This is a genomic window from Mycobacterium sp. (assembly GCF_035499775.1).
GTDB lineage: Bacteria > Actinomycetota > Actinomycetes > Mycobacteriales > Mycobacteriaceae > Mycobacterium.
The window spans coordinates 1-12,470 of the sequence record NZ_DATJYB010000190.1; the positions used below are offsets into that span (position 1 = coordinate 1).

General features: G+C 67.8%; 11 protein-coding genes and 1 pseudogene. 4 read left to right on the plus strand and 8 right to left on the minus strand.

Features of this window, described 5'->3' with window-relative positions; translation table 11 throughout:
* Positions 1-310, plus strand: a 310-nt coding sequence (locus VML93_RS12730; protein ID WP_325611048.1) for a ribonucleotide-diphosphate reductase subunit beta, incomplete at its 5' end; no start/stop codon positions are given.
* A gap of 664 nt (positions 311-974) precedes the next feature.
* Here the strand turns inward: VML93_RS12730 and VML93_RS12735 are convergent.
* The 8 genes from VML93_RS12735 to VML93_RS12770 all read right to left on the minus strand — a co-directional run bounded on the left by VML93_RS12735 (position 975) and on the right by VML93_RS12770 (position 10,627).
* Complete coding sequence (locus VML93_RS12735) at positions 975-2,579, minus strand: enolase C-terminal domain-like protein (protein WP_325611049.1); 1,605 nt, start codon at positions 2,577-2,579, stop codon at positions 975-977.
* Positions 2,580-2,604: 25 nt separating this feature from the next.
* On the minus strand, positions 2,605-4,155 hold the full coding sequence (locus VML93_RS12740; RefSeq protein WP_325611064.1) for a GMC family oxidoreductase: 1,551 nt from the start codon (positions 4,153-4,155) through the stop codon (positions 2,605-2,607).
* Between the two features lie 85 nt (positions 4,156-4,240).
* A complete protein-coding gene (locus VML93_RS12745; protein ID WP_325611050.1) occupies positions 4,241-4,951 on the minus strand; it encodes a gluconate 2-dehydrogenase subunit 3 family protein in 711 nt (236 codons plus the stop codon).
* Positions 4,951-5,400 (minus strand): hypothetical protein, encoded by a 450-nt coding sequence (locus tag VML93_RS12750; protein WP_325611052.1) that lies wholly within the window; start codon positions 5,398-5,400, stop codon positions 4,951-4,953. The genes VML93_RS12745 and VML93_RS12750 overlap by 1 nt, the downstream gene beginning before the upstream one ends.
* Complete coding sequence (locus VML93_RS12755; RefSeq protein WP_325611054.1) at positions 5,397-7,196, minus strand: thiamine pyrophosphate-requiring protein; 1,800 nt, start codon at positions 7,194-7,196, stop codon at positions 5,397-5,399. The genes VML93_RS12750 and VML93_RS12755 overlap by 4 nt, the downstream gene beginning before the upstream one ends.
* Positions 7,197-7,262: 66 nt before the next feature.
* The gene (locus VML93_RS12760; RefSeq protein WP_325611056.1) at positions 7,263-8,285 is read right to left on the minus strand and encodes an SDR family oxidoreductase; all 1,023 of its coding nucleotides are present in this window, start codon (positions 8,283-8,285) and stop codon (positions 7,263-7,265) included.
* A 57-nt stretch (positions 8,286-8,342) separates the two neighbouring features.
* Positions 8,343-10,100, minus strand: coding sequence for a glycoside hydrolase family 15 protein (locus VML93_RS12765; protein ID WP_325611058.1), 1,758 nt, complete (start codon positions 10,098-10,100; stop codon positions 8,343-8,345).
* Positions 10,097-10,627 (minus strand): hypothetical protein, encoded by a 531-nt coding sequence (locus tag VML93_RS12770; RefSeq protein ID WP_325611060.1) that lies wholly within the window; start codon positions 10,625-10,627, stop codon positions 10,097-10,099. Before VML93_RS12770 ends, VML93_RS12765 begins: the two co-directional genes overlap by 4 nt.
* Before the next feature lie 130 nt (positions 10,628-10,757).
* On the opposite strand from VML93_RS12770, the gene VML93_RS12775 reads away from it, so the two are divergent.
* From VML93_RS12775 to VML93_RS12785, 3 genes and pseudogenes are all read left to right on the plus strand, one after another.
* Entirely contained in the window at positions 10,758-11,264 is a 507-nt protein-coding gene (locus tag VML93_RS12775; protein WP_325611061.1) for a MarR family winged helix-turn-helix transcriptional regulator, read from the plus strand.
* Between the two features lie 122 nt (positions 11,265-11,386).
* On the plus strand, positions 11,387-11,827 hold the full coding sequence (locus tag VML93_RS12780; protein WP_325611063.1) for a DUF421 domain-containing protein: 441 nt from the start codon (positions 11,387-11,389) through the stop codon (positions 11,825-11,827).
* 421 nt (positions 11,828-12,248) lie between these two features.
* Positions 12,249-12,470 (plus strand): annotated as a pseudogene (locus tag VML93_RS12785) (glycosyl transferase family 1); the annotation flags it as partial.

The following is a 12,470-nucleotide window of genomic DNA, read 5'->3' on the forward strand; positions in this document are numbered from 1 at the left end:
GCTCAAGGACTACACCTACGAGCTGCTCTTCGACCTGTACGACAACGAGGTCGAGTACACCCAGGACCTCTACGACGAGGTCGGGCTGACCGAAGACGTCAAAAAGTTCTTGCGCTACAACGCAAACAAGGCGCTGATGAATCTCGGCTACGAGGCGCTCTTCCCGCGCGACGAGACCGACGTGAACCCGGCGATCCTGTCCGCGCTGTCGCCCAACGCCGACGAAAACCACGACTTTTTCTCCGGCTCCGGGTCGTCGTACGTGATCGGCAAGGCGGTCGTCACCGAGGACGAGGACTGGGACTTCTGAAGTAGCAGTTCAGCGGCCTAGTTGTCGGAGGCCACTCAATATGTGACGTCCTGACCGGTGGACAGGCCGTTGTCGCACGTCACGGTGACGTGAAAGGTCGAGTGTGGCGCGGGTCCGTCGCCGACATGGACCCTCGTCTCCGCCGAGCCGGTTACGGTGAAATTAACGGAGTGGTCGTAGTGGATTCGGTGGCCGCACCCGCCACCGCGACGGACCTATACACGTACGTGCCGGTGGCCCAATCCTGCGCGATCCACTCGTACTTGTTCACGAGCCGGGCCTCGAGATCGAAATCGGAGAAGAACAACTGCAGCCGTCGGGGAACAGGTGAGGGTACCGCTTGATCGTGTTTGCCAGGATGTCGGTGCCCTCGTGGACAGTCACGACCAGGTCCACGCCCTCCTCGTGGGCGATGCGCGCAATGGCCTGGGTCCACTCGACCGGTTCATACCTTGGCCGCGGCGTTCGGAAAGTTTTCTTGACCGGCAAGGAGAATCTGGTGATGGGAAAGGGCACCGAATCCGAGATCAGCACTTCGTGCCCCGCTGCGCCCATCAAGCGGGCCAGGTGCAGTGACAGGAACGACCGACGAAGGTGATCAGCACAGTCTTTCAGCAAATTGGGACATCGAATCTCCCGTTGGGAACAGCCGCGGCGGTTGGCTTCAGCGTCGTCGGGCCTGGTCGATTTCTCGTTGCAGGAAGCGTCCTCCGGGCAGCCCAGCAAGGACGATGACGACGAGTTGGTCGCGGACGCGCTGGCGTCGCGGCGGTGTAGCGCGGGCGCTGTCCAGGTCCTGGTAGCCCGCCGCGGCCCATGTCGCGGCGATGGCGGTGTCGACGAGGCCGGCGCGGATGCGTCTGCGGTCGACGGCGGCGAGGCCGAGAGCGGTCAGTGCGTGCACGGTGTCGACCCACACGCCCATCGCGAGGACTTCGGGGCTGGGCCGGTATCCGGATAGGACGGCCTGGGTAACGTGGCGGGCGCCAAGGATGCGCGCGACGGTGCGGCTTCTGGTGTCGATTCGCAGACCGTGGACGGCGCCGAGGATGCGGTCGGGAACGGCGAGCAGGGCGACACCCCATGCGCCGCGCAGGACTTCGATGCTGCGGTACTGCTTGGTGTCGGCAGGGGCTGGTTGGTAAGCAGTCATGGGTGCGGTCGCGTTTCGTGAGTCGGGTCGGTGGCGGTATTGCTCGGCGCGCGGAGACACGGTGATGCCGTGACCCGGTCGCGACAAGTCGGGGTGAAGGTGGCCCTGGGTCGGTGGCGGTATGCCGTCGAAGAGTTGCGCCTCCAGACGGGTGTGGTCGATGAAATATTCGATGTGACGAAGATGTGGGATGGCAGCGGCGACGGGGGTGTGCAGTGCCGGCGCGCAGTGCGCGGACACGTCGAGGTTGTGCGCGGCGGCGATGGAGGCGGCGGCCATCCAGCCGCTGTATCCGCCGCATCGGGTGGCATCGAGCTGCAGGCAGTCCACCACCGGAGCCAGCCGGCGGGCGTCGTAGCGGTTCGAGATGTATTCGCCGGCGGCGACATCGCAGCGCACGGTGTGGCGCAGGGCGGCCAGACCGTCGGTGTCGTCGCTGCTGACCGGCTCTTCGAACCAGGTGACCCCGAGGTGGTCGAGGGCGGCGCCGACGCGTCGGGCCCGGGCGCTGCTGTAGGCGCCGTTGGCGTCGACCATGAGTTCAATGCCTTCGCCTGCCAGTTCGCGTAACTTGTTGACGCGTGCGAGGTCTCGGCCGATGTCGTTGCCCCAGTCCTGACCGATTTTGATCTTCATCGCGGTGCATCCGGCGACGCGCCATTGGTCGACCTGCTCGGCGAGTTGGTGGTCGTCGAGGTTGGTGAAGCCCCCGGAGCCGTAGATGGGGACCGCGGTGCGGCAGCACCCCAGCATCGTGGTCAGCGGTACGCCGCGCAGGTGGGCGTACAGGTCCCACACCGCGACGTCCACCGCGCTGAGGGCCTGGGTGACCAGCCCGTGGGTGCCGTAATTCCGGCAGGCGCGGTGCATGGCTTCGAAGGCGTCGGTGATGTCGGCGGGGTTGCGACCGAGCACCACCTTACGCAGGTCGTGGGCGACGACCGCCGCGGCGGCGGGGGAGCTGAAGGTCCAGCCCAGCCCGGTCGCGTCCCCGGCGTGGGCATGGACGACGACGGTGGTGGTGGAGTCCCACTGCAGGGTGCCGTCGGCTTCGGGGTGCGGGGTAGGCACGGTGTAGGTGTCGACGTCGAGACGGTCGATGCGCGGCGAACTCATCGCGGGACAACCTCGTTGGTGAACATCATGATTGGGTGGCGTGGCGGGTCATCAGGTCTGCGGCGCGCGCGGCCAGCGCCATGATGGTCAGGGCAGGATTGGCCGCGCCCTGGGTGGGCATCACGCTGCCGTCGACGACATAGAGCCGATCCACGCCGAAGACGCGGTGCTCGGCGTCGATGACGCCGTCCTGGGGGCGTCTCGCCATGCGGGCGCCGCCGACGAGGTGGGCGTAGCGCTCGATGGTGATGACCTCGTGGGCGCCCGCGGCACACAGCAGATCAGACATGACATCGCTTGCGGCGGCGATGAGGCGTTGGTCGTTCGTGCATTGGGTGTAGGCGAAGTGGGCGACGCGCAGGCCGTGGCGGTCGGTTTCGTCGGCCAGGGTGACGCGGTTGTCGGGTTGGGGCAGCAGTTCGCACAGGGCCCCCAGGGTGGCCCAGTGAATGTAGTCGCGCATGTATTCGCGCAGTGTTTCACCCCAGTGTCCTTGTGCGCCAACGTGTTCAGCCCAGGTGATGGGCAGCGGACTGACGGTCTGGATGGAAAAGCCGCGCCGGTAGGGTTTGGTGGGGTCGGTTTCGTAGAACTGTTCGCTGCTGACTTCCGGTGGCGGCGCCTTGTACATGCGGATCTCGTCGTCGAACCGTCCGGCGACTTGCGGGGCGCCTTGGACCATCAGGTGACGCCCGACGCGGTCGTAGTCGTTGCCCAGCCCGTCGGGGTAGCGGCGGCTGGCTGAAAGCAGCAGCAGCCGCGGCGTTTCGATCGAGTAGCCGGCGACGACGACGGCGTCGGCGCATTGCCGGTGCAGCGCGCCGGCGTGTAGATATTCGACTCCCGTGGCGCGCCCGGTGTCGTCGTCGACGAGGATGCGGCTGACGTGGCAGTCGGAGCGGACTTCGGCCCCGTGGGCCAGCGCGTCGGGGATGTGGGTGATCAGCGGGCTGGCCTTCGCGTTGACTTTGCAGCCCTGAAGGCAGAATCCGCGGTAGATGCAGTGGGGCCGGTTGCCGAAGCGGCCGTTGGGGATGGCGACCGGCCCGACGCGCATGTCGACGCCCATGGCGCGGGCGCCGCGCAGGGCGACCAGGCCGTTGCCGCTGACCGGGTGGGCGCTGTGCGGGTAGCGGTGGGGATCGCCCCACGGCCAGCGCTGGCCTGCCACGGGCAGTTCGGCTTCGATCTGCTCGTAGTAGGGCCGCAGGTCGGAGTAGGCGATCGGCCAGTCGGCGCCCACCCCATCGGCGCTGTGGGTATGAAAGTCGGACGGGTGGAACCGCGGCGTGTAGCCGGCGTAGTGCACCATCGACCCACCGACACCGCGGCCGGAATTGTTGGATCCCAGCGGCACCGGATCTGCGCCGCCGATTTGGCGGGGCTCGGTCCAGTACAGGTGGTGGGAGCCGCGTTCGTCGCTGACCCAGTCGGCATCCGGATCCCAGAACGGCCCCGCGTCCAGCAGTACCACGCTCCAGCCGGCGCGAGCCAGGCGCTGGCCCAGCGTGGCGCCCCCGGCGCCGGCGCCGACGATCACCATGTCGACCGGGTCGTTGGGGCGGTAGCGGCGCATGTCGGCGCGCAGCCGGTGGTTGGTGCGGGCCCCGTTGTTGGGCAGCAGCCAGGCAGACGCGTTGCGCGCCCGCACCGCGCGCATGTCACGCATCGGTGTTCCGTTCGGGCAGATCGTCATCGGCGCGGCGGGCACGCCCCACGCGGGCCGCGAACGGCACCGGGTCGACATCGCGGCGGTCGGGGACCTCGAAGCCTTCCCGGGCGTTGATCCCTGGGTTGAGATACCCGCGCGGGTAGGCGGGCCCGGAGAAGCCGACCTCGTTCCACGCCCAGGGATGGGAGTAAAACGCGGTGCAGGCATACCTGGTCCACAGACTCCACACGTGGGAGGCCGGCCAGTCGCGCCAGTGCTGGCCGCGTTCGGCGAGGTCCTGGACGTCTTGGAGCAGCCTGGCCTGCCGCGGCACGGTGAGCTCGGCGTAGCCGGCGCCGTAGCGGTTTTGGGCGTCGCTGTCCAGCCCGGCCAGCGTGTCGCGCCACGCTGTGGCGTCGTCGGGCATGTCGTCGTAGTGCCATCCGTCGGTCTCGCCGATGGCCAGCCGGGCGTCGATCAGCGCCAGCACCGGCACCTTGGGGTCGCCGTCCTGGGCCAGCAGCAGATCGAGCAGCGGGCCGGCCACCGCCACTTGGGCGGGGGTGAAAAACGACAGCATTTTCGGCAGCGCCAACCGGGCCAACACGACACCGGCGGTCACCTCATCCCACTGCTCGGCCTGAGCCAGCACGTCGAATCCGCGGAACCGGCCGCGGTGTTGGGGGGTGACACCGTGGCGCTGCGGTGGGACAAACGGCATCAGCTTGCCCCGTCCCCGGGCATGGGCAGGTCTTCGCGGCGCAGCAGCGCGGCCAGCAGTCCCATTCCGCCGACCAGTGACGCGAGCAGCGGCGCGAACGCCGGCGGCCCGGATTCCAGGTTGTATTTCGTCAGCCCGCCGGGCCGCTGACGGATGCCGCGCAGGTGCAGATAGGCGCCCTGCAGACCATTGGCGACGATCAGCGCACTGGCCGCCGGCAGCACGGTGCGCGCCGCGCGGCGAGAGAAGAACCCCGCCAGCCCGGCCGGCACCGCGGTGGGCACGATGACGATCGGCCAGTACATCATCGTGTTGCCGAAGCTGGCACCGTCATGAGAGAAGTAGATCTCGGCGGTGGTGACCGCAGCACCGGCGGCGGTGAGGGCGGAGAGGGTGCGTTCGAAGCGGCCGGTGCGGATCGCGTGTAGCACGGCGCCCACGGGATTCATGAGCGGGCCTTCTTTTCGTTGGGAAAATATTGCTGGGCTTTCTGTTTGACGCCCTGCTTGATGAAGCCGCGGGCGTTCTCGTCGCCACCCAACACGGCCCCGACGAGTGATTTCGCCTGCTCGAACGTGGCGTGCGGGGGGATCGGCGGCACGTCGGGGTCGCAGCGGACGTCCAGCACGGTGGGCCGGTCCGCGGCCAGGGCGCGCTCCCAGGCGATGCCGAGCGCGCGGGGATCGTCGATGGCCTCGCCGCGCAGGCCCAGGCTGTGGGCAAAACCCGCGAAGTCGACATCCGGGAGTGACTGGGACGCTTCGAATTTCGGCGAATTCTCCATCGCCCGCATCTCCCAGGTCACCTGGTTGAGGTCGTTGTTGTGCAGGACGGCGATGATCAACCGCGGGTCGGACCATAGCCGCCAGTACTTGGAGATGGTGATCAGTTCGTTGATACCGTTCATTTGCATTGCACCGTCGCCGACGAAGGCGATCGCCGGTCGGTCCGGGTGGGCCCATTTGGCGCCGATCACGTAGGGGACTCCGGGGCCCATCGTGGCCAGCGTGCCTGACAGCGAACCTCGCACTCCCGCAACGAATTTGAGGTGGCGGGCATACCAGTTTGCGGCCGAGCCGGAATCGGCGGCGATGATGGCGTTGTCCGGCATCCGCTCGCTGAGCTCCCAGAAGATCCGCATCGGGTTGAGCGGGTCGGCGTCGGTCATCGCGGTGCGCTGCACGGTGGTCCACCAGCTGGCCACAAGTTTTTCGATGTGTTCGCGCCAGGACCGGTCCGGTTTGCGTGCAAGCAGCGGAATGAGCGCCTGCAGCGTGGCTTTCGCGTCGCCGACAAGGTTGATTTCGTAGGGGTAGCGCATGCCGATCCACTTGCCGGAGCGATCGATTTGCACGGCGCGGGCCTGGTCGAGGTCGGGCAGGAACTGGGTGTAGGGGAAGTTGGAGCCGACAGTCAGCAGGGTGTCGCAGCCGCGCATCAGGTGCCAGCTGGCGGTGGTGCCCAGCAGCCCGATCGAGCCCGTCACCCAGGGCAGATCGTCGGGCAGCACATCCTTGCCGAGGAGAGCTTTGGCCGCGCCGGCGCCCAACAGGTCGGCGACCTCTGTCAGCTCGGCGGCACAGCCGCGTGCGCCCTGGCCGACCAGCATGGCAACCTTGGTGCCGGCGTTGAGCAGGTCGGCGCACGCGCGCACCGCGGCGTCGTCGGGTACGACACGCGCCGGCGAGAGCCCGAGGCTGGAGGGCACTTGTTTGAACGCGTGTCCCGGCGGCTGGTAGGTCAGCTCGAACACGTCGGAGGGCACGATGATGGCCGTGGGTGCCGCCTCGCTGAGCGCGACACGAATCGCGCGGTCGATCAGGTTGGGCAGCTGTTGGGGAACCGTGCACATCTGCACGTAGTCGCTGCAGACGTCCTTGTACAGGCTGAGCAGGTCGATCTCCTGCTGATAAGAGCCGCCCATCGCCGAGCGTTCGGTCTGCCCGACGATGGCCACGACCGGGACGTGGTCGAGTTTGGCGTCATACAGGCCGTTGAGCAGGTGCACTGCGCCCGGCCCGCTGGTGGCCACGCACACCCCGACCTGGCCGGAGAACTTGGCGAAGCCCACGGCCTCGAATGCGGCCATCTCCTCGTGGCGGGCCTGCACGAATTGCGGGTTGTCCTCGGCGCGTTGCCACGCCGCCAGCAGTCCGTTGATGCCGTCTCCGGGGTAGCCGAAGACCTGGCGCACCCCCCAGTCGCGCAGCCGGGCCAACAACACATCACCGACGGTGTCTGACATTTCTTCTCCTCCAATGGTTTTCGGCTCGGGCAAGCGGCGCGGCGGATGAGCCGGCCGCCAGGAAATTCAGTGACGGCGGCGCGTCCAGGCGGCCCCGCCGGCGGTCAGCGCTGCGCCGGCGGCTGCGGCGATCGACAGGGGTCGCGCGTGCTGGGCGAGCCATAGCTGCGGGGAGGTGCTCACCGCCCGGTCGTCGAAGTCGCCGTGGGCGCCGTGATCGGTGCCGGCGGCGTCGTCGCGCGGTTTCCATATGTTGCCGGGGCGGTCGGTACCTGCGCTCTGGCCGGTTTGCTGCGAGTCGTAGCCCGTCTTGGCCAGGTAGCGATCCAGCAGCGCGGGCATCAGCCGTTGCCCGAGGATGGTGGCCGCGGTGCTCGCGCCCGCCCAGTACTGTTTGCGGCGCGGATGATCGGCGGCGAACACGATGGCGCGGGCGGCGACTTCGGGCTGATAGATCGGCGGTACGGGCTGGGGATGGCGCGGCAGCCGCGAGAGCACCCAGGAGAACTGCGGGGTGTTCAGCGCTGGCATCTGCACCACCGTGATGTGGACGTTGCTGTGGTCATGCATGAGCTCGGTGCGCACCGACTCGGTGAACCCGTTGATGGCGTGTTTGGCGCCGCAGTAGGCCGATTGCAGCGGGATGGCGCGGCTTCCCAGCGCGGATCCGACCTGCACGATCGTGCCCGCGTCGCGGGGACGCATGCGGGCCAGCGCGGCCATGGTGCCGTGCACGAAACCCAGGTAGCTGACCTCGGTGACCCGGCGGAACTCCTCGGGCGTGATCTCGGTGAACGGGGCGAACACCGAGGTGAACGCGTCGTTGACCCACACGTCGATGGGACCCCAGGTCTGTTCGACCTGGTCGGCGGCGGCGTCGACCTGGGCGTAGTCGGCGACGTCGGTAGGGATGCATAACGGCTGGCCGCCGGCGGCCTTGACGTCGTCCGCGGCGCCCCTCAGGCCGGCCTCGCCGCGGGCGAGCAGTGCGACCCGGTCCCCGTGCCCGGCGAATGCCTGCGCGGCGGCGCGCCCGATTCCGGCGCTGGCTCCGGTGATCACCACGGTGCGTGGTGCGTCGGCGGTCATGGAGATTCTCCTTCCGTTGGTGATCGACAGGGCTGGCCGGCCGAGATCGTGTCGGCGTCACCCGGTGGGTGGCTGCGCCAGCCGCAGTGAGGCTTCAAGGAGTTGGGCGTGCGCGAATGCCTGGGGGATATTGCCGCGCAGCTGGCGTTGCACTACGTCGTATTCCTCGCACAGCAGGCCGGGCGGCCCGCATGCGGTGCGGTTGCGTTCGAAATGTCGCGCCGCCGCGACGGCGTCACCTTGCTGGTGGTGGGCCAGTGCCGTCCAGAATCCGCACAGCAGGAACGCGCCTTCGGCCTGCTCGAGGGGGCAGTTGTCGTGGCGGAACCGGTAGATGAACCCGTCTTGCTCCAGTTCGGTGCGCACCGCGTGCAGCGTGGCGATGCTGCGTGAGTCATCGGGCGCCATTGCGCCGCGGATGGCGGGGACGAGCAGCGCGGCGTCCACGCGCGGGTCGTCGGGTGCGCGCTGCCAGCGGCCGCTGGGGTGTTGGCAATCGGTGGCGTCGGCCAGGATGGTATCGGCCAGCGCGTTGTACCCCGCCGCATCGTGGGGTGCGGCGTGGGCGGCGATTGCGCGCAGCCCAGCCACACAGGTCAGCCGCGAATGCGCCCAGCGCCGCGTCTCGAGCTCCCAAATGCCGGCGTCGGGTTGCTGCCAGCGCTGGCCGATGGCGGCGACAGTGGCGCTCACGGCGTGGTGCGCCAAGGCGTCGAGGTGGTCATGCCGAGCGGCGGCGGCGAACAGCAGCAGGGCCTCACCAAGCGCGTCGAGCTGGAACTGCGCGTTGGCGTGATTGCCGAGGATATCCGTGCCGCCGGGGTATCCGGGCAGTTGCAGCGACCGTTCGTCGGGGACCGCGCCGCCATCAACGGTGTAGACGGGCTTGAGGTCGGGCCCGTCGGCGAGGATGCGTTGCGCCACGAAACCGACGGCGTCGTCGAGCAGCTCGTGCGGACCGTCGACGGCAACGGCCTGACCGGCGTAACACTGATCGCGAATCCAGACGTAGCGGTAGTCGTAGTTTCGCCCTTGTTCCGCCCGCTCCGGCAGGCTCATGGTCGCGGCTGCGACCATCCCGCCGCCGGCGCTGGTCAATCCGCGCAGCACCGCGTAGGAATGCCGGGCATCACGCACCGCGATGCTGTCGTTCATAGCGGGAATGGCTGTCCGCCAGCTGTTCTCGGTGCTGGCCCACAGCGAGTCCGCGTCCGGTAGTGGCGTTGAAGACGAGGCGTGGGACAGTTCTACGACGATGTCATGGACGGCTCCCTCGAGCACTTTGAGTTCGGCGTGCAGCGAGGCGATGCCGCTGGGGTGGCGGGTCGGGGTGGCGTGCTCGGCGCCGTAAAGGCGCACCCGCAGATCGCCGGTCCAGGCGTGCCAGCAGCCCTGGTCGTCCCGGGCGAGATGTGTCATGCCGTGGCGGCCGAACTCGGCGGCTGGTGCGAACTCCAGCTCCGCCCGCGCGTCGCCGCGCACGGCCAACAAGCGGCGCATCAACACGATCCGATGGGCGTCGCCGGGAAAGGCCAGCGCCTCGCGGCATTCGATGATGCCGTCGACGGTCACCCAGCGTGACCGCCAGATCAGGCTGCCGTCCTCGTAGTGTCCGCCCCACACGAACCGATCCAACGGGGTGAGGGCGAACACGCCACGCCCGCCGATCAGCGCGGAGAACACCGCATCGTCATCCCAGCGGGGGGCGCACATCCAGCTGATGTCGCCGCGCGGACCGATTAGCGCGCCGCGCTCACCGTCGGCCAGCAGCGCATATTCGCGCAACACATGCGGATCCCCGACACCGGCGGTCATCGGCAGCGATCTGCGTCGGGACCTTCGGCGGGAGGGGTCTTGCGTCGCCGCGGCACCCAGGCGGGACCTTCGATGTGATCGGGCACCGCCCACATCCCGACGGCGAGGCTGTAGCAGAACACCACCGCCCACAACACGATGGCGGCATTGGTGAACCCCAGCGGCCCCGGAACGTGATGGGCTGCGGATACCGCGCAAATCACCACCAATGCGATCGCGCAGGTAGCCAGGACCGCGGTGAACAGCAACGCCAGCCGGCGGTAGAACAGCGACGCGGTGGCGGTTGCGGCGATGCCAAGCATCACCAAACTCAGGGTGGGTGTCAGGATGATCCCGGCCACCGTGAACCCGACATCGTGGGGTGCGACCAAATAGACGCCGATCAGCCCGGCCAGGCCGAGCATTCCCGTGACGACGGCTTCTGCGCCCAGCAGCCACTGGACGTTACGCCAATGAGGTGGATCGAGGCTGACCCGGCGCAAATCGGATGTCGCACCCGGTACCGGCCCCCTGGTGTCTCGCGCCATGACTCATCCTCGATCTGTCTATCGTCGACCTAGTTACTCGCTAACTGCAATGTATCCAGATTGGATGACATGCAAACCTGATAATTACCCAAGAGCACAGCCCGCATTGTGGATGTAGGATTGAGGACTCATGACCACCAAGCCGATCGAGGCAACAGATCCCGCTGCCGAGGCTGCGTCCCCCGAGGGGTTTGCCAAGGCCCTGGAACGTGCGACGCGCGGCCTACTTGCCCTGAACGTCGTGGTCCTGGAAGAAATGGAAAAGCGCATCGGACTCGCGCCGTTGCGCGCGCTGCAATCGTTGGAGCGCCTGGGGCCGAGCCTGGTCACCGAGTTGGGTACGGATCTCGACCTCGTGCCGTCCACGGCCAGCCGTCTCAGCGACCGTCTCGCGGAAGCGGGGTTCATCACCCGTGCCGTCGCCCCGCACAACCGACGCGCGACCATGCTGGAGCTCACCGAGGCGGGACGGGCCGTCCTGGAGGACCTGGTCAGCAATCGCGTGGCGTTGCTGAGCGCGGTCGCCGATCAGATGAGCGCGCGGGAGCGCCAGGCGCTGCTGCAGGGCGCTGCGGCGTTCACGTCGGCATACCACCGCTTGGCCGCGCATGACGCGACGGCAGCCGGGGGTGGCTAGCAGCTGTGTTCGCACTCCGGTGTGCGACTTGACGAATTCGAGAGGCGATCATCGTTTTCCCCAGCAACACTCTGTTTGACGGCTGGCCGGGTTTGGTCGGTACCGCGGTCAAGACGTTGCTCATGTTTTCGGCTGCCGCCGGCGCCTTCCGCTTGAGTCAGCGCCGTACCCTGGCCGAATTCACGCCGTTCGATTGGGTCACCGCCGTCGCCGTCGGCGCCATCATCGGCCGCACCGCCACAGCCTCCAACACGTCGTGGGCCACTGGAGCGACCGCGCTGCTGATGTTGTTGATTGCCCACACCACGCTGAGTCGTTTACGGTTTCACCCCAAGCTGGCGCGACTCATCGATCCGCCGCTACGTGTCCTGATCCGCGACGGCCGTATCGACCGCCGGAACCTCAAACGGTGTGGGCTGACGGACGCCGACTTGGCCGCAGCATTGCGCCAACATGGTGTGTGGGACGCCAGCTCGGTACGCCTCGCTATTTATGAAGCCAAAGGAGCGGTGTCAGTCCTGATCGACCCATCACCGCGACGCGGCCATTCCGAGCAACCATGACCACTGGTCCTGGGCACTGATGGTGGCGTAATGCGCCTTCCCAGTGGAGGGATGCACGCAAGATAAGGCCTCCGCGGCCCACGAGGGCCGCGAGATCCGATGCTTCCTGGTCGCGGGCCAGGTCAACCGCCGCCCGCGGACCACAGTTACAGATAACTTGCGTGAACTACAGTGCCGTGTCTCGGCAGATGGGGTGGACCTCGACCTTGGCCCCGTGACTAGGTACCCGACGAGAACCACGACTTCCTCTCCAGGTCCGGCTCGTCGTACGTGATCGGCCGGCAACCGTTGCCCGCCGCTCGCTCGTCCATGCACCGACGAATATTTGCTAATCGTGGCTCGCGACCGCGCTGTGTCCCGTACAGTTCCTCAACGCGTCGGGGTGGGGCGCAGAACCAGCGACGTGAGAAGGGACGCCGGCATGAGTGCCGCACCGAACGCATCCGAGCCTCCCGCTCGGCGGTTGCGGATCCTGTTCATCGCCGAAGCGGTGACCCTGGCTCACGTCGTGCGGCCGTTCGTGCTGGCGCGCTCGCTCGACCCGAGCCGCTACGAGGTCCATTTCGCCTGCGACCCGCGGTTCAACAAACTCCTTGGCCCGATGCCGTTCTCGTACCACCCGATCCGCAGCATTCCCAGCGAG